Source organism: Mangrovicoccus algicola (genome assembly GCF_014903745.1).
Taxonomy (GTDB): Bacteria; Pseudomonadota; Alphaproteobacteria; order Rhodobacterales; family Rhodobacteraceae; genus Mangrovicoccus; species Mangrovicoccus algicola.
Map to the genome: position 1 here is coordinate 1 of NZ_JACVXA010000021.1, position 19,564 is coordinate 19,564.

The 19,564-nt window shown below is 67.8% G+C and carries 20 protein-coding genes; 13 read left to right on the plus strand and 7 right to left on the minus strand.

The window, feature by feature from the left end:
• Window positions 1-130: 130 nt before the first annotated feature.
• Entirely contained in the window at window positions 131-1,030 is a 900-nt protein-coding gene (locus tag ICN82_RS08890; protein WP_193181814.1) for a dihydrodipicolinate synthase family protein, read from the minus strand.
• A gap of 11 nt (window positions 1,031-1,041) precedes the next feature.
• A complete protein-coding gene (araD, locus tag ICN82_RS08895; protein ID WP_193181816.1) occupies window positions 1,042-2,784 on the minus strand; it encodes an L-arabinonate dehydratase in 1,743 nt (580 codons plus the stop codon).
• 240 nt (window positions 2,785-3,024) lie between these two features.
• Here araD and ICN82_RS08900 point away from each other — a divergent pair, with 240 nt between their 5' ends.
• The 5 genes from ICN82_RS08900 to ICN82_RS08920 all read left to right on the plus strand — a co-directional run bounded on the left by ICN82_RS08900 (window position 3,025) and on the right by ICN82_RS08920 (window position 8,223).
• Window positions 3,025-4,068: a Bug family tripartite tricarboxylate transporter substrate binding protein gene (locus tag ICN82_RS08900; protein ID WP_193181817.1), complete on the plus strand. Its 1,044-nt coding sequence runs from the start codon at window positions 3,025-3,027 to the stop codon at window positions 4,066-4,068.
• A 127-nt stretch (window positions 4,069-4,195) separates the two neighbouring features.
• Window positions 4,196-4,615, plus strand: coding sequence for a tripartite tricarboxylate transporter TctB family protein (locus tag ICN82_RS08905; protein ID WP_193181818.1), 420 nt, complete (start codon window positions 4,196-4,198; stop codon window positions 4,613-4,615).
• 18 nt (window positions 4,616-4,633) lie between these two features.
• The gene (locus tag ICN82_RS08910; RefSeq protein WP_193181819.1) at window positions 4,634-6,127 is read left to right on the plus strand and encodes a tripartite tricarboxylate transporter permease; all 1,494 of its coding nucleotides are present in this window, start codon (window positions 4,634-4,636) and stop codon (window positions 6,125-6,127) included.
• A gap of 61 nt (window positions 6,128-6,188) precedes the next feature.
• Window positions 6,189-7,238, plus strand: coding sequence for a LacI family DNA-binding transcriptional regulator (locus tag ICN82_RS08915; protein ID WP_226898388.1), 1,050 nt, complete (start codon window positions 6,189-6,191; stop codon window positions 7,236-7,238).
• Window positions 7,239-7,341: 103 nt separating this feature from the next.
• Entirely contained in the window at window positions 7,342-8,223 is an 882-nt protein-coding gene (locus ICN82_RS08920; RefSeq protein ID WP_193181820.1) for a dihydrodipicolinate synthase family protein, read from the plus strand.
• 22 nt (window positions 8,224-8,245) lie between these two features.
• Here the strand turns inward: ICN82_RS08920 and ICN82_RS08925 are convergent, their stop codons facing one another.
• Entirely contained in the window at window positions 8,246-8,983 is a 738-nt protein-coding gene (locus tag ICN82_RS08925) for a FadR/GntR family transcriptional regulator (RefSeq protein WP_226898389.1), read from the minus strand.
• Window positions 8,984-9,059: 76 nt separating this feature from the next.
• Window positions 9,060-9,530, minus strand: a complete 471-nt coding sequence (locus tag ICN82_RS08930; protein WP_193181821.1) for an Lrp/AsnC family transcriptional regulator — start codon at window positions 9,528-9,530, stop codon at window positions 9,060-9,062.
• 130 nt (window positions 9,531-9,660) lie between these two features.
• Here ICN82_RS08930 and ICN82_RS08935 point away from each other — a divergent pair, with 130 nt between their 5' ends.
• From ICN82_RS08935 to ICN82_RS08965, 7 genes are all read left to right on the plus strand, one after another.
• Window positions 9,661-10,119: an RrF2 family transcriptional regulator gene (locus ICN82_RS08935; RefSeq protein WP_193181822.1), complete on the plus strand. Its 459-nt coding sequence runs from the start codon at window positions 9,661-9,663 to the stop codon at window positions 10,117-10,119.
• 120 nt (window positions 10,120-10,239) lie between these two features.
• Entirely contained in the window at window positions 10,240-10,443 is a 204-nt protein-coding gene (locus ICN82_RS08940; protein ID WP_193181823.1) for a hypothetical protein, read from the plus strand.
• 109 nt (window positions 10,444-10,552) lie between these two features.
• Window positions 10,553-11,584, plus strand: a complete 1,032-nt coding sequence (locus tag ICN82_RS08945) for a sulfate ABC transporter substrate-binding protein (RefSeq protein WP_193181824.1) — start codon at window positions 10,553-10,555, stop codon at window positions 11,582-11,584.
• Window positions 11,585-11,587: 3 nt separating this feature from the next.
• A complete protein-coding gene (gene cysT, locus ICN82_RS08950) occupies window positions 11,588-12,424 on the plus strand; it encodes a sulfate ABC transporter permease subunit CysT (RefSeq protein WP_193181825.1) in 837 nt (278 codons plus the stop codon).
• Window positions 12,417-12,674: a hypothetical protein gene (locus ICN82_RS08955; RefSeq protein WP_193181827.1), complete on the plus strand. Its 258-nt coding sequence runs from the start codon at window positions 12,417-12,419 to the stop codon at window positions 12,672-12,674. Before cysT ends, ICN82_RS08955 begins: the two co-directional genes overlap by 8 nt.
• Window positions 12,675-12,756: 82 nt before the next feature.
• On the plus strand, window positions 12,757-13,566 hold the full coding sequence (gene cysW / locus ICN82_RS08960) for a sulfate ABC transporter permease subunit CysW (protein WP_226898393.1): 810 nt from the start codon (window positions 12,757-12,759) through the stop codon (window positions 13,564-13,566).
• Window positions 13,567-13,601: 35 nt separating this feature from the next.
• On the plus strand, window positions 13,602-14,324 hold the full coding sequence (locus tag ICN82_RS08965; RefSeq protein WP_193181831.1) for a sulfate/molybdate ABC transporter ATP-binding protein: 723 nt from the start codon (window positions 13,602-13,604) through the stop codon (window positions 14,322-14,324).
• Between the two features lie 209 nt (window positions 14,325-14,533).
• On the opposite strand, the gene ICN82_RS08970 is transcribed toward ICN82_RS08965, so the two are convergent.
• From ICN82_RS08970 to ICN82_RS08980, 3 genes are all read right to left on the minus strand, one after another.
• Window positions 14,534-14,914: a hypothetical protein gene (locus ICN82_RS08970; protein WP_193181833.1), complete on the minus strand. Its 381-nt coding sequence runs from the start codon at window positions 14,912-14,914 to the stop codon at window positions 14,534-14,536.
• A 214-nt stretch (window positions 14,915-15,128) separates the two neighbouring features.
• The gene (locus tag ICN82_RS08975; RefSeq protein ID WP_193181835.1) at window positions 15,129-15,479 is read right to left on the minus strand and encodes a response regulator; all 351 of its coding nucleotides are present in this window, start codon (window positions 15,477-15,479) and stop codon (window positions 15,129-15,131) included.
• Window position 15,480: 1 nt separating this feature from the next.
• The gene (locus ICN82_RS08980) at window positions 15,481-18,960 is read right to left on the minus strand and encodes a chemotaxis protein CheB (RefSeq protein WP_193181837.1); all 3,480 of its coding nucleotides are present in this window, start codon (window positions 18,958-18,960) and stop codon (window positions 15,481-15,483) included.
• 52 nt (window positions 18,961-19,012) lie between these two features.
• On the opposite strand from ICN82_RS08980, the gene ICN82_RS21495 reads away from it, so the two are divergent.
• Window positions 19,013-19,519 (plus strand): PAS domain-containing protein, encoded by a 507-nt coding sequence (locus ICN82_RS21495; protein ID WP_193181839.1) that lies wholly within the window; start codon window positions 19,013-19,015, stop codon window positions 19,517-19,519.
• The last annotated feature ends 45 nt before the right edge of the window (window positions 19,520-19,564 follow it).

A 19,564-nucleotide genomic window follows, 5' to 3' on the forward strand; every position in this document is an offset into this window, starting at 1 on the left:
TTCCCGTGAGGGGTGAAAACGGATCTATCAGGCATCTCGGAGCCTCCTCTGCTGGCGCACCGGCGCGGGCCGGCGCCCCGATCTCCAGGGTTTCACGATGGCGGCGCCGCGGATCGGCGCCGCCGGAAGGTCAGACAAGCCCGACCGCGGTCAGGAAGGTCTTCAGCGTGGCCTGCTGGGTGTCGGTCAGCGGCCAGGCGGAGGGCGGGCGCGTGCCGCCGCAATCCGTTCCGGTGGCGATCAGCGCGGCCTTCACCCCGGTGACATTGGTGCCGTTGAGTTCCTCGGCACGGATGTCCTCGAAGGATTTCATCTCCGCGATCAGACGGTTCGCCGCGGCGTAATCGCCCGCATCCAGCGCCTTGTGGATGGCGACGGACCGTTCCGGCCAGACATTGATCAGCCCCGAGGTGAAGCCGCGCGCCCCGACGGCATAGAGCGGCGGCGCCCAGACCTCGGCCAGACCGCCGACCCAGACGATCGAGGGATCGCAGGCGGCGATGGCATCGGCCAGTTTCAGCGGGTTGGGCGTCGCCCATTTCACGCCCTTGACGCCGGGCAGGTCGCACAGCGCCTTGATTTTCTGCGTGCCGATCGCGTCATTGCGCAGATACAGCATGATCGGCAGCCCGCCGGAGGCCTCGTGCACCGCCCGGACGTAATCGACCGTGCCGCGCGGGCTGACGAAGGGATCCGGCGGCTGGTGGATCATCAGCGCCGAGGCGCCCGCATCGGCCGAAGCCTTCGCCAGGCGGCAGGCATCGCGAATGCCGCGGCCCACGCCCGCCAGAACCGGCGCGCGGCCGTCCACCATGCGGCAGACCTCTGCCGCCATGGTGCAGGCCTCGTCGGTGGTCAGCGCGTAGAATTCGCCCGTGTTGCCGTTGACCACGGGGATATGCACCCCGGCCTCCAGCGCGCGGTCGATGATCGGCTGAAGTTTCGCCGGAGCGATGTCCCCGGCCTCGTCATAGGGGGTGACGAGAATGCCCGAGATGCCGGTCAGCGCCTTGTCGAGATCGAATGCCATGTCCGGCCTCCTCAGAAGATGTCCGGCTCGCCCGCCACGCGGCCGAAATCGGATTGCAGGTAATCGAAGTCGCAGCCCTTGTCGGCCTGGGTCACGTGACGCGAGAACATCCAGCCCCAGCCGCGTTCGTATTTCGGCTCGGGCGGGGTCCAGGCCGCCTTGCGCGCGGCGATCTCCTCCTCGGGGACCAGCATGTCGAGCCTGCGGTTCGGAACGTCAAGGCGCACGATGTCGCCGGTCTTCACCAGCGCCAGCGGCCCGCCGACGAAGCTTTCGGGGGCGACATGCAGCACGCAGGCGCCGTAGGACGTCCCCGACATGCGCGCGTCGGAAATCCGCAGCATGTCGCGATGGCCCTGCCTGATCAGCGCCTTGGGGATCGGAAGCATGCCCCATTCCGGCATGCCCGGCCCGCCCAGCGGACCGGCATTGCGCAGGATCATGACATGGTCCGGCGTGACCTCCAGATCCTCGTCATCGACGGCCTTCTTCATCTCGGGATAGCTGTCGAAAACCAGCGCCGGGCCTTCATGCACGTAGTATTTCGGATCGCAGGCGGCGGGCTTGATCACCGCGCCGTCGGGGCACAGGTTGCCGCGCAGCACCGCCAGGGACCCCTCGTGATAGACCGGGTTCGACAGCGGCCGGATGACATCGTCGTTATAGACCTTGGCATCGGCGATGTTCTCGCCCAGCGTGCGGCCGTTCACGCCGATGCAGGTGGTGTCGAGCTTCTCCTCGATCTCCTTCATCAGCGCGCGCAGACCGCCGGCGAAGTAGAAATCCTCCATCAGGTAGCCCTTGCCCGAGGGGCGGACATTGGCGATCAGCGGCGTCGTGCGTCCCAGCGCATCGAGGTCGTCGAGGCTCAGATCGACCCCCGCGCGCCGCGCCATGGCGATCAGGTGGACGACGGCATTGGTCGAGCAGCCGGTCGCCATCGCCACGATGGCGGCATTCTGCACCGCCGCGGGGGTGATGATGCGGTCGGGGGTCAGGTCCTCCCAGACCATGTCGACGATGCGGCGGCCGCAATCGGCGCCCATGCGCTGATGCCCCGAATCCACGGCCGGGATCGAGGAGGCGCCGGGCAGGGTCAGCCCCATCGCGTCGGTGATCGCGGTCATGGTGGAGGCGGTGCCCATCGTCATGCAGACGCCGGGGCTGCGGGCGATGCCGCCCTGGATGCCCACCCATTCCTCGTCGGTGATGTTGCCAGCGCGGCGTTCATCCCAGTATTTCCAGGCATCCGACCCCGATCCCAGCCGGTTGCCCGCGTAATTGCCCGCCAGCATCGGCCCGGCCGGCAGGTAGATGAAGGGAATGCCCGCGCTGATCGCGCCCATCACCAGCCCGGGCGTGGTCTTGTCGCAGCCCCCCATCAGCACCACGCCGTCGAACGGGTGGGACCGGATCATCTCCTCGCATTCCATGGCCAGCATGTTGCGGTAGATCATCGAGGTGGGCTTGGTGAAACTCTCGTCGACGCTGAGCGAGGGCATCTCCAGCGCGAAGCCCCCCGCCTGGAACACGCCGCGTTTCACGTCCTTGGCACGTTCGCGGAAATGGCTGTGGCAGGAATTGATCTCGGACCAGGTGTTGAGAATGCCGATGACCGGCTTGTCCTTGAAATCCGCCTCCGAATAGCCGAGCTGCATCAGCCGCGACCGATGGCCGAAGCTGCGCAGATCATCGGGGGCGAACCAGCGCGCACTGCGCAGGCCGCCGGGATCCTTGCGATCCGCATCTTTCATGGAACACCCTCCCTTGGCGCGTCTGTCTTGCCATGATGTATGCGCTTCCATTTTCAAAGGTCAATGCGGTTTCCGCCGAACCATAGGATTTTTAAGCGCCGAAAATTCGAATCTTGACAGGTAAGACCGCGCCGTGATGATGTCCGTTGTATGCGCATTCATTGCGCTGCGGGAATGGTGAGGGGCCGTTCCGGCACTCGGGACATCCGGCCGCCCCGAGCGGTCAAAGGGAGGAAAGACATGACATTCAACCGCAGAACCCTGCTGGCTGCAGTTTCCGCCGCCGCGATTCTGGGCCAGCCTTTCGCCGCAGCGGCCGCCGATCTGCCGCGCAACATCCGCATGGTGATCGGATCCACCTCCACCGGCGGGGACACCTACCAGTCGGCGTCGATCGTGGCCGAAGCGCTGTCGGAAAAACTGGACGTGAACATCAAGGTGGATGCCGTGGGCGCCGTGAACGGGCTCAAGGCGCTGGAGCGCGACAGCCGCGGAACCACGATCATGCTGTTCCATGATTTCGCCTACCTGGCCGAGCTTTACGGCGGCAAGGGCTTCGTCAACCCGTTCGAGGAATTCAAGGTCGGCGCCACCATCGCGACCAATCCCGGCAATGCCTACCTGGTCGGCGCGAATTCGCCCTACCAGACCATGGAGGACATCCTGACCGCCGCCGCCGAAGGGGAGCGCGTGCGCGTGGCCATCCAGCCCGGCGGCGTCTCGGAAATCGGGTTCTCGGCGATGAAGAACGCCGCCAAGGTCCGGGCCCCCGGCTCGGAGGAAAACATCGTCGCGGTCAATACGGGCTCCCAGTCCGACAAGAACCAGGCGATGTGGGACGGGCTTGCCGATGTCATCAACGGCTCGATCCAGGCCAACGAGCAGTTCACCCAGCTCGACGGCGATGACCAGAAGGCGATGCGCTTCGTCTGGATCACCGCCTCGCCCGAGACGCTCCAGCAAGCGCCGGAGGCCGGCATGGGCCAGCTGACCCGCGACGACATGATGGACTATGCCAGTCCGGAAACCTCCGTCACGCTTGACGGCGACCAGGACTTCACCTTCGACAAGGAATTCTTCCTGATCTACAACAAGGACATGGACGAGGCCATGATCGAGGCCATCGACCAGGCCCTGGCCGAGATCTACCAGGACGGCGCCATCCAGGAGAAGCAGACCGCCGCGTTCTTCACGCCCAACTTCCGCCCCACCGCCGAGGCGGCCGAGCACCTGGAAGAGAAGCGCGAGACCTACAAGAAGGTCATCTCGGAAATCTCCGGCTGATCCCGGCATCATTGCGGGTCCCTGCCCCCGGCGGGCGGGGACCCGTGCCGCGCCGCGCCAGCGGGCCGTGCCGCCGCGCACCGCCCGGCCCCCTGCCCTGCCATGTTCCGGACCGAAGGAGACCGCCATGGGCAACCTCACCCATGTGACCATCAATTTCGACACCTCGCACCTGATCTTCCCGACGCTGATCGGCTGCATCCTGGGCCTTCTCGGCCTCGCCATCGCGATCCGCGACCGCCGGGCCATCGCCGCATCGGGGGCCCATTGGCGCGACATCCTGGGGCGCATGGACAAGCCGCGCTTCTTCGGAACGCTGGCCCTGACGATCGCCTATTTCTCGGCGATGGTGCCGGTCGGGGACATCTGGCCGAATACCGGCATGGGATTCCTGCTGTGCTCCATCCCGCTGGTCGCGGGCTCGGGGCTGCTGTTCATGCGCGAGCGCAGTTTGCGGAAGGCCGTGCCCCTGATGATCGTCGCGGTGGCCGCGCCGGTGCTGGTCTGGTGGCTCTTCACCGACCTCTTCTTCCTGACCCTGCCCTGAGACCCGGGACCCCCGCCCATGGACATCCTCGCCTTCATCTCCCCGCTTTTCGTGCTGCTGGTCATCGGCGGCACGCTGGTGGGCATCATCTTCGGCGCCATTCCCGGCATGACGGCCACGATGGCCGTCGCCGTCTGCCTGCCGGTCACCTACTCGCTGGGGCTGGAGAACGGCCTGGCGCTGCTTCTCGGCCTCTATGTCGGGGGCATCTCCGGCGGGCTGGTCCCCGCCATCCTGCTGGGCATCCCCGGCACGCCCTCCTCGATCACCACGACGCTGGACGGCTATCCCATGGCCCGTGCCGGGCATGGCGAGAAGGCGCTGCGGATCGGCATCTGCGCCTCGCTGGTAGGCGGGCTGGTCTCCCTGCTGATCCTCGACCTCTTCGCCCCCACGCTGGCGGATTTCGCCATCAAGTTCTCCTATGTCGAGAAATTCCTGATCATCCTGTTCGCCCTGTCGGTCATGGCCGCGCTCAGCTCGGACCTGCTGCTGGGCATCTTCTCGGGCTTTCTGGGCATCTTCATCTCGCTGATCGGCACCTATGACGTGACCAAGGGCGGCAATGGCGAATGGCGGCTGATCCCGCCGGGCACCAGCTACTGGCTGGAATCGGGCTTCTCGCTGCTGCCGGTGCTGATCGGGCTGTTCGGCCTCGCCGCCATCCTCGACGAGGCGGAGACCGGCATGAAGGCCGGGATGAGCCAGAAGGATGTCGATATCGGCAAGCATGAACGCTTCTCGCTGTCGATCTTCCGCGGCCAGTGGGTCAACCTGATCCGCTCCAGCTGCATCGGCACCTTCGTCGGCATCCTCCCAGGGGTCGGCGGCTCGGCGGCCTCGATCCTGAGCTATTCCAACGCCAAGACCTTCTCGCGCCACCCCGAACGCTTCGGCAAGGGCGAACCGGCCGGGGTCATGGCCTCGGAGGCGGGCAATAACGGGCTGACGGGGGGGGCGCTGGTGCCGCTGCTGTCGCTGGGCATTCCCGGGGATTCGACCACCGCGCTGCTGATCGGGGCCTTCACGCTGCAGGGCATCCAGGTCGGGCCGCTGTTCATCGGCAACAACCCCGTGACCTGGGACGCGATGATCTTCGCCATGCTGATCGCGAACCTGGCGATGTTCGTGCTGATGTATTTCGCCATCCGCTATTTCGCGATGGTGGTGACGATCCCCAAGCACATCCTGTTCCCGGTCATCCTGATGATGTGCGTGATCGGCGCCTATACCATCAATTACGGCATCATGTTCGATGTCTGGACGCTGCTGATCTTCGGCGTCTTCGGCTGGCTGATGACCAAGATCCGGCTGGAGGTCGCGCCCTTCATCATCGGCTTCATCCTCGGCCCCTCCGCCGAAGTCTACTTCGTCAAGACGCTGGAAAGCTTCGGCGACCTGACGGTGTTCTTCACGAAAAGCTGGATCGCGGTGCTTCTGTGGGTGCTGATCGCCCTCTCGGTCGGCGGTTCTGCCTATCTGCAGACCCGGAAGGGAAAATCCGCGCCCTGAGCCGCATCCCCCGACGCCCTGCCCCTTGCGGGGCGCTGCCGGGGCTGGAATATGACAGGCCATGACCGAGACCGGCAAAGACAGCAAACCCAGACGCGGCCGCCCCCCCGAAGGCGGGCCCGTCACCATGGCGACGATCGGCAAGCTGGCCGGGGTCAGCCAGGTGACGGTGTCGCGCGCGCTGTCGAACCCCGAAAAGGTCTCGGCCGCGGCGATGGAACGGATCCAGGAGGCGATCCGCGTCACCGGCTTCGTGCCCAATGCGCTGGCCGGCGCGCTGGCCTCTCGCAAGAGCTGCCTGATCACCGCGCTGGTGCCCTCCATCACGAATGTGGTCTATTCCAGCCTCCTGCACGGCTTTTCCGAGATCATGCGCGCCGAGGGCTACCAGCTGATGGTGTCCGAAACCGGGTTCAGCCCGGAAACCGAGGAGGCGCTGATCTTCACGCACCTGTCGCGCCGTCCCGACGGGATCCTGCTGACCGGCATCCATCACAGCGCGACGGCGCGGCGCATGCTGCTGGGCGCGGGCATCCCGGTGGTCGAATTCTGGGACATCACCGAAAGCCCGATCGATTGCTGCGTCGGGTTTTCCCATACCGAAAGCGGGCGGCACACGGCCGAAATGGCGCATGGCTGGGGCTATCGCCGGGCCGCCACCGTCGCCGCCGGGGACCAACGCGCGCTGCGCCGCCGCGACGGGTTCCGCAACCGGTTCGCCGAGCTTTCGGGACATGCCGACATCCCTGCCATCACCGGCGAGGCAGGCCCGGCCTCGCTGCAAAGCGGCCGCGCCGCGCTGGCCGCGCTGATCGAGGATCACGGTTTTTCCGGCGGGGTGATCCAGTGCAGTTCCGACCAGTCGGCGCTCGGCATCCTGACCGAGGCGCGGATCCGCGGGCTTCGCGTGCCGCAGGACGTGGCCGTGATCGGCTTCGGCGACCAGGATTACGCCGCCTTCACCGATCCGCCGCTGACCACGGTCAAGGTGGATCGCGACCGGCTGGGCCGCGCGGCGGCACGCGCGATGCTGACCCGGTTCCGCGGCGAGAGCGACCCCGATCGCGTCACGGATATCGGCTTCGAGCTGCTGCGCCGCGCCTCGGCCTGATGGCCGGACAGGACAAGTTTCAAACAAATTGACAACCTGGCCCTGCCTGCGCAGGATCGGCCCGAGCCGGGAGGCGCCGCGCCCCCGGGCAGGGAGAGAGAACATGACACGCAGGGCGCATGTCGCGCTCGTCACCTGTTTCAACGGGGACGAGACGGTCAATTACGAAGCCACCCGCGCCCAGGCGCGCCGCCAGATCGCGGCCGGCAACGACCTGATGGTCTGCGGCACCAATGGCGATTTCACCGCGCTGACCCATGACGAGAAGATCCGGCTATGCGCCGCCATCGCGGAGGAGGCCGGGGACAAGGTGCGGGTGATCGCCAATATCGGCTGTCCCGCCACGTTCGAGACATTGCAGCTGGCGCGCGCCGTGGACGGGCTGGGGCTGCACGGGATCGCCGCGATCACCCCCTATTTCATCGCCTGCACCCAGGCCGGGCTGATCCGCCATTTCAGCAGCCTCGCCGATGCGGTCACGACGCCGGTCTATCTCTACGACATCCCGGCACGCACCCAGAACCACATAGAGCCCGCCACCGCGCGGCATCTGGCGGGTCACGGCAATATCGCGGGGATCAAGGATTCCGGCGGCACCGAGGCGACGGTCCTGGACTATCTGCAGGTCGCCCGCGACATGCCGGGATTCGAGGTCTATTGCGCCCCGGACCACCTGGTCCTGTGGGGGCTGCAGGAAGGCTGTGCGGGGGTGGTCTCGGGGCTGGGCAACGTGGCGCCGGAGCTGCTGGCGCGGATCGTCTCGGCCTTCAACGCCGGCGACACGGCCGCCGCGCAGGAGGCGCAGCGCGTCTTTGCCGGGCTGCGCGCCGATCTCTACGCGCTCGGATTCCCGCCCGCGATGGTGAAACGCGCCCTGTTCCTGGCCGATCCCTCGGTGGGACTGTCGCGTCAGCCCGCCCTGCTGCCCGATCCGCAGCAGGATGCCGCCATCGCCGCGATCCTGGCGGCGCGCGGACTGGACTGAGCGCGCGGCCCGCGCCGCGGGGTCACGCCTCCGGCGGCATGCGCAGATCCAGGAGCCCGCCGCCGAAGAGCCGGTCGCGCGACCCTTCCAGGTGGCGGCGCATCCTGTCGCGCGCGGCCTGCGCGTCCCCGGCCTCCAGCGCCGCGAAGATCGCCGCATGTTCGGCCAGCACCTGCTCCAGCCCCTGCCGGCCGTCGCTCATCAGCGCGGCCCCATGCATCTTCATGCCCACATGGACATGCTCGCGCAGCGCGGTCAGCGTCGCCTCGAAATACTGGTTGTTGGCGCCCCGCGCGATGGCGGCGTGAAACAGGAAATCGGCATCCTCGCGATGCTCCAGCGAGCCGGTCGCGTCGCGAAGCCGCTGCAGCGCAATGCCCGCCTCCTCCAGCAGGGCCGCATTGCGCCGTGCCGCGGCCAGCCCGGCCGCTTCGGTCTCCAGCGTGATGCGGAATTCATAGCAGCGCTGGACATCGGCCAGGGTTTCCACGCGCGCGAAGCCCAGCGGCCCCGACGGAACGGCGCGCACGAAACTGCCCGCCCCCTGCCGGGAATGCACCAGCCCTTCGGCACGCAGGCGCTCCAGCGCGGCGCGCAGGACCGGACGCGAGACGCCGAATTCCGCGGCCAGCTGGATCTCCGGGGGCAGGCGCGAGGCGGCGGGATATTCGCCAGCGGCGATCCCGGCCCTCAAAGCCTGATAGACCCGCTCCGCCAGCGGTGCCCGGGACCTGCCCGTTCCCTCCGATGCCATGCTCATCCTGCCACCCGTTGCCTCTCCGGCTTAGACCGCGGGCGCCGCGCTGACAAGCTGGCACCCCGCCGCGCCGCGGGGCTCAGTGGCGGCTGGTATCGATCGGCAGGACGCTGGCCTGCTTGACCCGTTCGGTGGCGAATTGCGCGATGATCGCCCGCACCGGCAACGCGTCGCGGATCGCCTGCGCTGCCAGATCGAAACCGGCAATGTCGCGCACCACGAGGCGCAGAAGGTAATGCGTGGGCCCGGCAAGGCGATAGGCGTCCATCACTTCGGGCACCGCCGCGACCACCCGGGCGAACCGTTCCTGCCACGCGGCCGAGGCGTCCGGCGCCTCCACGGTGGCAAAGACGGTCAGGGCGAAGCCCATCGCCTCCGGGTCGACCACCGCGACATGCGCCCGGATCACGCCCCTTGCCTTCAGCTTCTGCACGCGCTTCCAGCACGGCGTCTGGCTGAGGCCCACCTCGGCGGCCAGCCGCCCGACAGGTATGGTCGCATCGGCCATCAGCCGGGCGACGATCTTGCGGTCGATCAGGTCGAATTCCATCGCAGCGTTCCTCCGCAGCCTGGTCACGGATCGAGCCTAGCACAAAAAACGATAAACTCTATCGTCTTTATCGGGTAAGGCGATATTCTGCTGGCACCCGCGCGCCGATCCCGTATTCTCCGCAGCGGACATGATCACGCAGAAGACGAAATACGCGCTCAAGGCGCTGATGGTGCTGGGCGATGCCGGCAAGGAGGCGCTGACGATCGAGCAGATCGCGCAGCGCTCCGGCGCGCCCAAGCGGTTTCTCGAACATATCCTGATCGAATTGCGCAAGGCGGGCTATCTGGCGGCGCGGCGCGGCCGGTCCGGGGGCTATCACCTGATCCGCGATCCGCGCAGCATCGCGCTCGGCGCGCTGTTGCAGCAGATTGACGGCCCCATTGCCCCCCTTCCCTGCCTGTCGCGCCGGTCCTACCAGCCCTGCGAGGATTGCGCCGACGAGGAAAGCTGCCGGTTGCGCCGGATCTTCGGGCAGGTCTTCTACAGCTACCTGGTGCTGATCGATTCCCTGACCCTCGATGACCTGCTGCAGCGTCCGGCCGCGGCGGAGGCGCTGGACCTGCAATCCCTGCCCGGCGGGGAATGACGTTCTCCGGCGGGGGCGAAGAACGGCGAATCCATTCCCTCGCGAAAAGACGACAATCACGGTAGATATTAACGTGTCGGCAGGGCGAAACCCGCCCGCCCCCTGCAAAGGAGACACGTGATGACCGCAAGACCGCCTGCCTCCCCCACCGGGTCCGCCCCCCGGATCTGGTCCCTGAGGCTGATCGACCGCCGCACCGGACGGCCCCATCGCTGCGGCGACGCCATCCTGACCGTGCTGGCGCGCGATCCGCGCATTGCCGCCGCCGAGATGCTGGAAGGGCGCAGCCTGCGCGACTGGCACGTCGAGATGCAGCCGCTCTGATCCGACCCGGGCCGCGACCCGGACCCGTTTTCCGACCACACCACACCCGGTTCCCCCGGGCGGCACGCCGCCGCCCGGCAGCCCCCCATGCACCCTTGGGAGACCCGAGATGAAAAAGCTTTTCCGCAACTGGCGCCCCCTGCGCCGCGACTGGGCCGCGCTGTGGCTTCTCGCCGGGACGGCGGGACTGGCGGGGCCGGGCCTGCGCGCCGAGGAGATCCTCAATGTCTCCTACGATCCGACCCGCGAATTCTACCGCGACTACAACGCCCTTTTCGCGGATTGGTACGAGGCGCAGGCCGATGATCCCGTTCGCGTCGAGCAGAGCCATGGCGGATCCGGCGCCCAGGCCCGCGCGGTGATCGACGGGCTGGAGGCCCAGGTCGTGACCCTGGCGCTGGCACCCGATATCGATGCCATCGCCGCGGCCACCGGCAAGATCCCCCCGGACTGGCAGGCGCGCCTGCCCCATGGCGCGGCCCCCTACAGCTCGACCATCGTCTTCCTGGTGCGCGAGGGCAATCCCGAGGGCATCCGCGACTGGCCCGACCTGATCCGCGACGGGGTGGAGGTGATCACCCCCAATCCCAAGACCTCCGGCGGAGCGCGCTGGAACGTCATGGCGGCCTGGGCCTGGGCGATGGACCGTCCCGGCGCCACCGAGGCCCAGGCAGAGGCCTATCTGAAGGCGCTCTTCGCCCATGTGCCCGTCCTGGACACCGGCGCGCGCGGGGCGACGACCACCTTCGCGCAGCGCGGCGTCGGCGACGTGCTGCTGGCCTGGGAGAACGAGGCGCTGCTGAGCCTCGCGGAACTGGGCGAGGACCGGTTCGACATCGTGCTGCCCTCGGTCTCCATCCGGGCCGAACCGCCCGTCGCGCTGGTCGAGGGAAACATCGGCTCCGAAGCGCAGCGCGCCGCCGCCACGGCCTATCTGGAGCATCTCTACAGTCCCGAAGCCCAGGCCATCGCGCTGCGCCACCATTTCCGCGCATGGGACACGTCGCTGGCCGATCCCGCGGATCTGGAGCAGTTCCCCGAGATCGGGATGCGGTCGATCGAGGAGTTCGGCGGCTGGGCCAGCGTGCAGCCGGCGTTCTTCGGCCCCGGCGGCGTGATCGACCGCATCCAGGGGGAATAGGCCATGGCCCTTCTGCTGCGCCGCACCTCGCCCCTGCCCGGTTTCCATGCCGGGCTGGCCATCTCCCTGGGCGCGCTGGGGCTGATCGTGATGCTGCCGCTGGCGGCCCTGCTCGGCCGCGGCGTGGCGATGGGGCCGGAGGCCCTGATCGGCCACCTGGCGCAGCCGCGGGTCATTGCCGCGCTATGGCTGTCCTTCCGCGCCGCGATCGGCGCGGCGGCCGTCTCGGGCCTGCTGGGGCTGATCCTGGCCTGGGTGCTGGTGCGCTACCGCTTTCCCGGGCGGCGCCTGCTCGATGCGGCGATGGATCTGCCCTTCGCCCTGCCCACGGCGGTGGCCGGGATCGCGCTGACGGCGCTCTATGCCCCCACCGGCGCGTTCGGCCGCGTGCTGGAGCCCCTGGGCCTGCGCATCGCCTATGCCGAGGCGGGCATCTGGCTGGCGCTGGTCTTCGTCGGCCTGCCCTTCGTCGTGCGCAGCCTGCAGCCGGTCATCGCCGATCTCGACCCGGGCCAGGAAGAAGCCTCCGCCACGCTGGGGGCCTCGCGCCTGCGCACGCTGCGCCACGTGGTGCTGCCGGTTCTGACCCCCGCGCTGACCACCGGCATGGCGCTGGCGCTGGCGCGCGGGGCCGGGGAATACGGCTCGGTGATCTTCATCGCCGGAAACCTGCCGAACCTCACCGAGATCGCGCCGCTGCTGATCGTGATCCGGCTGGAGGAATACGACTACGACGCCGCCGCCGCGATCGGCCTGGCCATGCTGGCCATCGCCTTCGTGCTGCTTCTTGCCATCAACGCGGCCCAGAGCTGGAGCCGCAGGAGGACCGGCCATGCGTGACCCCCTTACCGAACCCCGCCCCCCGGGGACCGACCTGCCCCCCGGCGGCGGCTTCGTCATCGCCACTGCCTGCGGGCTGCCCGGCATCCTCGGCGCCCTGGCCCTGTGGGGGGCGGGCGCGCCGCTTGCGGCAGTGCTGCTGGCCTGGCTGGGACTGCCGCCCCTGGTGATGGCGCTGGCGCTGAGCCTGTCGCGCCCGCCCCGGCCGCCCCGGAAAGCGCCCCGCCCGGCCGGAGGCCTGCATGTCTGACATCCTCCCGGCCGTCTGCGCCCCCGCCATCCGGGCCGGACACCCCCGCCCGGGCCCCGGCCCCGCAAGCGGACCGCCCGCGATGCGCCGCGCGCTGATCCTGGGTGCGGCCGCCGTGGCGGCCGTTCTGCTGGCCGCGCCGCTGGCGGTGATCCTGGCCTCGGCTCTGGCGGAAGGCCCCCGCGCCGCGCTGGCCGCCCTGGCAGAGCCCGCCGCGCGTTCGGCGATCGGCCTGACGCTGCTGGTCGCGGCGATCGTGATGCCGGTGAACCTGGTGGTCGGCATCGCCGCCGCCTGGACCGTCGCGCGGTTCGATTTCCGCGGCAAGGCGGCCCTCCTGGCCCTGATCGAGCTGCCCTTCTCCGTCTCGCCGGTGGTGGTGGGCCTGGCGCTGGTGCTGCTTTACGGATCGGGCGGCATTCTGGCCCCCGTGCTTGCTCCGCTGGGAGTGAAGATCGTCTTCGCCCTGCCCGCGATCGTGCTGGCGACGCTGTTCATCACCTTTCCCTTCATCGCCCGCGCGCTGATCCCGCTGATGCAGGAGCAGGGCGCCGCGGAGGAGGAGGCCGCGCTGACGCTGGGCGCCGGTCCGCTGCGCATGTTCCTGACCGTGACCCTGCCCAACATCCGCTGGACGCTGTTGCAGGCGGTCCTGCTGTGCAATGCCCGCGCGATGGGCGAATTCGGGGCGGTGGCGGTGGTCTCGGGAAAGATCCGGGGCCAGACCGCGACGATGCCGATCATGATCGAGATGCTCTATAACGAGTACCTCTCCACCGCCGCCTTCGCGATGTCCGGTCTGCTGGCGGCGCTGGCCCTGGTCACCCTGGCGCTGAAGGCGCGGCTGGAAGACGTGCGTCCCGGCGCCGCGGCCGCGCGCGGCCATCCCTGACCACCTCCCGCCCCCACCCTGAAAGGAAACCCGAGATGCAGATCGAGATCGACGGCCTTACCAAGGCCTATGACGGCACGCAGGCGCTGGCCCCGGCGCAGCTGACTGTCCCATCCGGGGTGCTGATGGCGCTCCTGGGGCCGTCGGGATCGGGCAAGACCACCCTGCTGCGGCTGATCGCGGGGCTGGAAACCCCCTCGGCGGGACGGCTGTTCTTCGACGGCGCGGAGGCGACCGGGCTCTCCGTCCAGGCGCGGCGCAGCGGGTTCGTCTTCCAGAACTACGCGCTGTTCCGCCATATGAACGTGGCGCGCAATGTCGGCTACGGGCTGGCCGCGCGACCCCGCCGCGACCGCCCGTCCCGGGCCGAGATCGCCGCCAGGGTGGACAGCCTCCTGACGCTGGTCCGGCTGGACGGGTTCGCAGAGCGCTTTCCCGACCAGCTTTCAGGCGGCCAGCGCCAGCGCGTCGCCTTTGCCCGCGCCCTTGCGATCGAACCGCGGCTGCTGCTTCTGGACGAACCCTTCGGCGCCCTTGATGCCGCGGTGCGGCGCGAGCTGCGCACGGGCCTGCGCCGGATCCATGATGAAACGGGGCTGACGACGATCTTCGTCACCCATGACCAGCAGGAGGCGATGGAGGTGGCCGATCAGGTCGCGGTCATGTCGACGGGCCGGATCGAGCAGGTCGGCCGGCCGGAGGACTTGCGCAACCATCCGCGCACGCCCTTCGTGAGGTCGTTCCTGGCGGCTGGCTAGATCATCGGGGAAAAAGGGAGCGCGGTGACCCAGGGAGGAGGAGGGGCCACCGCGCAATTCCCGAGGCTCAGGGAGGAGGAGGAGCCTTCGGAAACCTGTCGCGCATCGCTGCGCTGTGAGAGGGATATGCGTGTCTGCGCCGGGAATCGCAACACACGCCTCATCACAGCCGCGTTGCGTCTGGCGCATGGCTCCGCGCGGATGCCGCGCTATCCGAACCGGGCCAGTTCCTCGCGCTCGCGCACCAGCATCAGGTTCAGCGCCTCCGGCGAAAACGGTTTCATCAGGCCGGGACCGACGCTGAGATCACGGGCCCGGGCCATCAGGCCGGCCGCCACGACATTCGCCCCGTTCACGGCGGTCGCGAAACGCAGCCGCATCGGCCTGTCCAGCGCCGCGAGGGTGCCCAGCACCACGTCGAACCGGCTGTCGAAGAGATCCGCATCGATGAGAAGCAGGAGGGGATCCCCGGCGGCCCGCAGGCTCCGGGTCATCGTGTCCCCGTCGGAGAAGACCGCGCAGTTCCAGCCATGGGCCTCGCCGAAGGCCACCAGCACCGCGGCCACGCCGCTATCGGGTTCGGTTATCACCAAACAGGGCCGTTCGCTGGATCGGGATCCGCCGGGACGCCCTGCGAAGTCCTTGCCTCGAAGAAGCATGACAATTCCGTCTTTCCGGGATCCCGAAAGGCACCCCTGAACGCCGAAAATACCACCCCCGCCCCGGAACGGTCAATGTCATTTCCGGGAAAAGACACCGGTAAGCTTTGGTAATTAAACTACTTTCGCCGAAAACGTGCAGGTCTCACTCCAGCCGGTCCAGCGCGGCTGTCAGGGCGCGTTCGTGGATCGGCTTCGACAGGATCGTGTTGCCGCGGAATTCCTCGGGCAGCTGGGCCGCGCCGTAGCCGCTGGCGAAGACGACGGTCCCCCCCGCCTCCTCGACGCGGCGGGCAATCTCGAAACTCGTTTCGCCATGACCCAGATTCACATCGAGAATGGCAAGGCCGATTTCCTTGCGCTCCAGCAGTTCCGCCGCCGAACGAAGCGTAAACGCCGTCGAGACATCGGAAAATCCGTTCTCCGACAGCATGTCCGCCATGTCGATGGCAACCAGAACCTCGTCGTCGAGGCAGAGTACGGCACGGTCCTTCACGTCAGACCGGGCTCGGAGCAATCCGTGTGGCATTGTCGTAGGGCATCTCGATGGTGCATGTAAGTCCTGTGTCATTCCAGTCGAACGCGATCCGGCCCTCCAAGGTTCCCTCGATCATTGCATGGATCAAAGTGGTTCCGAAACCGTTACCGTCGGGTGGTTCGACCCCGCCTTTGGTGGTCTCTGTCCAGACCAGGCGCAGCTGGTCGCCCTCCCCGTCATCGACCCGCATCCAGCGGATATCCAGGTGTTCGCCCTTCTCCGAAAGCGCGCCGTATTTCGCCGCATTCGTGGCCAGCTCGTGCACGGTCAGGCCGATCGCCAGGCTCGCGCGGGCATTCAGGCGCAGATCCGGCCCGTGGGTGGAGATCGTCTCCGCGCCGTAGACATCGTGCAGCTCCGGGCGGAGCAATTCGGTGATCCGCGTCGACTGCCAGTTCTCGGCGGTCAGCAGCCCGTGGGTGCGCGCCATGGAGTCGATCCGCTCCGACAGGGTGCGCAGCACGAGCTGGGGATCGCGGCGGTCGCGCTTGGCCCGGTTTATCAGCGCCTTGACGTTGGCCAGCATGTTTTTCACGCGGTGCTGCAGTTCCAGCATGATGCGGCGCAGCTGGTCCTCGGTGGCGCGCAATTCGGATATGTCGCGCACATTGCAGCCGATCGAGTTGATGCGACCCTCGTCGGTAACCGGGTAGAAATCGACGATCCAGGATCGCACCCCCCCGTCGCCGGAGAGCGGCGGCGCCTCCATCTCCATGCCGATGACCGATGTGCCGTCCCTGGCGACACGCTCCAGCGCCGCGCCGACTTCCTCGGGGGCCTGGGGGAAGACCGTTTCCAGCCGCGCGCCGACATGGGCCTCTGCGGGGATCCCCGTCAGTTGCGCCAGCGTGTGATTCACGCGCAGGAAACGATGTTCGAGATCGAAGAGCGCCATGCCGATGGGACTTGCCCGGTACAGTTCCTCGACCTCCTGGAGCCTGCGCTGCGCCTCCTCGCGGGCGGTGACGGCCTCGGAGGCGTAGCTGCGCAGGTCGGTCACGTCGACCAGGGTGAAGACCACGCCCGAGGCGGATCCGGTCTCGTGGCGGCTGGGCGCGATGCGGGCGATCAGGTTGTGGGACCCGTCATGGGTGGACAGCTCCATCTCGTCGAGCTGCCCGGTCAGCAGCGCCGCGCGACACCCTTCCAGCAGATCGTCCGTGGGGACCATCGCGGCGATGTCCTCCAGCGGCCGGCCGAGGTCGCTATCGGCAAAGCGGAAGAAATCGAGCGCCCGCGGCGTGAAGCGGCGCAGGTTCAGCGCGTCGTCGAGAAAGACGGTCGGCAGCCCGGTGGATTCCAGGAACCCCGCCAGGTCGCCGTTCACCGCATTGAGCTGGGCGATGTTGGTCTGCAGCTCCTCGTTGATCGTCGAGAGCTCCTCGTTGGAGGATTGCAGCTCCTCGTTCATCGACATCATTTCCTCGTTGGAGCTTTTCAGTTCCTCGTTCGAGGTCTCGAGTTCCTCCACGGTGCTGCGGATGGTCTGGCGCGCATCGTCCAATTCGCTTTCCAGCGACCGGACATAGCCGTCATCCCAGCCGCCCCCGGCGGGGGTGAGGATCACGGTCTCGGCATCGCCCGCGCCCGCATGGTCGAACAGCAGGTACTTCTCGCCGGAAGGAAGGCGCCGCGCGGTCAGCACCATGCGCCGCAGCTCGCCGCGGATCTCGGCCGTCACCTCGACGCTGGCCGGGTCCGCAGGCTCGCCATCGAGATGGTTGAGCACGCGCCGCACGGCGCTGGCCAGGCTTTCCACGGCCAGCGACACCAGATCATATCGCTGCTCGCCGGAGGGAACCCGCAGGTAATCCTCCGCCCCCGGCGAGGCATAGCTGACCGCGTTGGACGAATTCAGGACCACATAGGGCGGCACATGGCGTTCCAGGATCGCGCGTTCGACCATCGCCCGCGGGGTGGCGCCGCTCAGCGGCGGGGTCATGTCGCTGCCCATGCGCGGCAGACCCTGCGACAGGCGCCCCATCGGCAGGTCAAGCGGCCGGGACAGCTGGTTGTCGCGGCGGAAGATGCGGGTGGTGGGCTCGAATTCCTCGAACCGTTCGGCCACCCCGGTCGGGTTCTCCGACAGGCCCAGCATCAGGAAACCGCCGGGGTTCAGCGCGTAATGGAACACGCTGGCGGCGATCTTCTGCAGCTTGGGCTCGAAATAGATCGTCAGGTTGCGGCAGGAGACCAGGTCGAGCTTGGAAAAGGGCGGGTCCTTGATCAGGCTCTGATAGGAAAACCGCACCATGTTGCGCAGCGCCTTGCCGACCTCGTACCCCTCGGCGGTCGGCACGAAATAGCTTTGAAGGTAATTCGGCGGCACCTCGTCGATGATCGAGGCCGGATAGACCCCGCGCCGCGCCTGGGCCAGCGCCTCGTCGTCGATATCCGTGCCGAAGATCACCACCTGCGGATGGGCGCTGACGCGGGAGAGTTCCTCGCTCAGCAGCATCGCCATCGTGTAGGCTTCCTGGCCCGAGGAACAGCCCGGCACCCAGATGCGCACCTCTTCGTCGCGGCCGCGCCCCTTGAGGATCTGCGGCAGCACGGCGGTGCGCAGCCGGTCCCAGGCCTCCGGGTCGCGGAAGAAGCCCGTGACGTTGATCAGCACGTCATGGATCAGGCGGCGGGCCTCGTCGCGATCCTGGATCAGCCGCTTCACGTAATCCGTGGGCGAGGTGATGCCCAGCACCGACATGCGCAGGCTCAGCCGCCGCATCAGGGTCGAGTGCTTGTAATGGGTGAAGTCATGCCCGGTGTGATAGCGGACATGCTTGAACACCTTGTCGATGAATTCGCGGTCGCTTTCGATCGCCGGTTCCAGGCCGGACTTGCGGTCGAAGAAATCGGCCAGCGCGTCGACCATCTCCTCGGTGCGCAGGATCAGGTCGACCGCGCCGGTGGCAATGGCGCTCTTGGGCATGCCGTCATAGCGCGACTGGCCGGGATCCTGGGCGAAGACCAGCCCGCCCGCCGCCTTGATCGCCTTGATCCCGTTCGACCCGTCGCTGCCGGTGCCCGACAGGACGATGCCCACGGCACGGTCGCCGCGGTCGCGCGCCAGGCTCTCGAAGAAGACATCGATGGGACGGCGCTGGCCGCGCGGACTGTCGAACCCCGCCAGCCGCAGGATGCCGTCCTCGATGGTCAGCGCCTGCCCGGGCGGGATCAGGTAGATGTTGCCCGGCTCGACCTCCATGTCCTGGGTGATGGTCTGGACCGGCGTCTCGGTGCGCTTGCGCAGCAGGTCCTGCAGCAGGCTCTCGTGATCGGGGTCGAGATGCTGCACCAGAACCATGGCGATGCGGTGCCCCACCTGCAGGCGGGAGAAGAGATCTTGGAAGGCCTCGAGCCCGCCGGCCGAGGCGCCGACCCCCACGATCACGGTCCGGGCATCCCGGTCTTCTGCTTGCCCTGCCGTGCTGCCGTCCATACCATCCATCCGTGAAGGCCCAATCCTGCCAACTAGAAGCGTATCTAAGCCAATGTCCATCACCCGCAAGTCACATGCGTTCATTCTGTCCGTCCGGATACCCCTGACCCTGGCCGACACGCGGCAACCCGACGCGCCGCTGGTCCTGGCCAACCCCGCCTTCGAGGAGCTGACCGGCTATCCCCTTGAAGAGGTGGAGGGCCATAACTGCCGGTTCCTGCAAGGCGGCATTCCCCAGCCCGAGGCCCGGTCCGAGATCCGCGCCGCCATCGAGGAGGAGCGCGAGGTGCAGGTGATGCTGAAGAACCGCCATCGCGACGGCACCGTCTTCGACAACCTGCTTTTCATGTATCCCCTGGGCGAGGGCCTGTTCCTTGGCTCCCAGTTCCGCATGCCCGCCACGGCCCGCATCGACAGCACGATCGCGCGCCACCAGGAAATCGTCGGCGTCGCCAATGCGCTGGCCGAGGAGATGGCGGGGCAGAGGCTGAAGATCAACCGCACCTCCTCCGATGCCGTGGCGCAGACGGTGCGTGCCTGGATGGCCAAGGGCTACTGACGGCCGCCGGAAGGGAACCATCGTCCCGCCCGGACGCGTTGTCCC

What these genes read in the sequence shown, in the direction of transcription:
- ICN82_RS08905 (WP_193181818.1), top strand. Translation starts at nt 4,196, where the DNA reads ATGGGCAACCTCACCCATGTGACCATCAATTTCGACACCTCGCACCTG.
- ICN82_RS21495 (WP_193181839.1), top strand. Translation starts at nt 19,013, where the DNA reads ATGTCCATCACCCGCAAGTCACATGCGTTCATTCTGTCCGTCCGGATA.
- ICN82_RS08890 (WP_193181814.1), bottom strand. Translation starts at nt 1,030, where the DNA reads ATGGCATTCGATCTCGACAAGGCGCTGACCGGCATCTCGGGCATTCTC.
- ICN82_RS08915 (WP_226898388.1), top strand. Translation starts at nt 6,189, where the DNA reads ATGACCGAGACCGGCAAAGACAGCAAACCCAGACGCGGCCGCCCCCCC.
- ICN82_RS08900 (WP_193181817.1), top strand. Translation starts at nt 3,025, where the DNA reads ATGACATTCAACCGCAGAACCCTGCTGGCTGCAGTTTCCGCCGCCGCG.
- ICN82_RS08935 (WP_193181822.1), top strand. Translation starts at nt 9,661, where the DNA reads ATGATCACGCAGAAGACGAAATACGCGCTCAAGGCGCTGATGGTGCTG.
- ICN82_RS08965 (WP_193181831.1), top strand. Translation starts at nt 13,602, where the DNA reads ATGCAGATCGAGATCGACGGCCTTACCAAGGCCTATGACGGCACGCAG.
- araD (WP_193181816.1), bottom strand. Translation starts at nt 2,784, where the DNA reads ATGAAAGATGCGGATCGCAAGGATCCCGGCGGCCTGCGCAGTGCGCGC.
- cysW (WP_226898393.1), top strand. Translation starts at nt 12,757, where the DNA reads ATGCGCCGCGCGCTGATCCTGGGTGCGGCCGCCGTGGCGGCCGTTCTG.
- cysT (WP_193181825.1), top strand. Translation starts at nt 11,588, where the DNA reads ATGGCCCTTCTGCTGCGCCGCACCTCGCCCCTGCCCGGTTTCCATGCC.
- ICN82_RS08910 (WP_193181819.1), top strand. Translation starts at nt 4,634, where the DNA reads ATGGACATCCTCGCCTTCATCTCCCCGCTTTTCGTGCTGCTGGTCATC.
- ICN82_RS08930 (WP_193181821.1), bottom strand. Translation starts at nt 9,530, where the DNA reads ATGGAATTCGACCTGATCGACCGCAAGATCGTCGCCCGGCTGATGGCC.
- ICN82_RS08945 (WP_193181824.1), top strand. Translation starts at nt 10,553, where the DNA reads ATGAAAAAGCTTTTCCGCAACTGGCGCCCCCTGCGCCGCGACTGGGCC.
- ICN82_RS08955 (WP_193181827.1), top strand. Translation starts at nt 12,417, where the DNA reads ATGCGTGACCCCCTTACCGAACCCCGCCCCCCGGGGACCGACCTGCCC.
- ICN82_RS08980 (WP_193181837.1), bottom strand. Translation starts at nt 18,960, where the DNA reads ATGGACGGCAGCACGGCAGGGCAAGCAGAAGACCGGGATGCCCGGACC.
- ICN82_RS08920 (WP_193181820.1), top strand. Translation starts at nt 7,342, where the DNA reads ATGACACGCAGGGCGCATGTCGCGCTCGTCACCTGTTTCAACGGGGAC.
- ICN82_RS08940 (WP_193181823.1), top strand. Translation starts at nt 10,240, where the DNA reads ATGACCGCAAGACCGCCTGCCTCCCCCACCGGGTCCGCCCCCCGGATC.
- ICN82_RS08925 (WP_226898389.1), bottom strand. Translation starts at nt 8,983, where the DNA reads ATGAGCATGGCATCGGAGGGAACGGGCAGGTCCCGGGCACCGCTGGCG.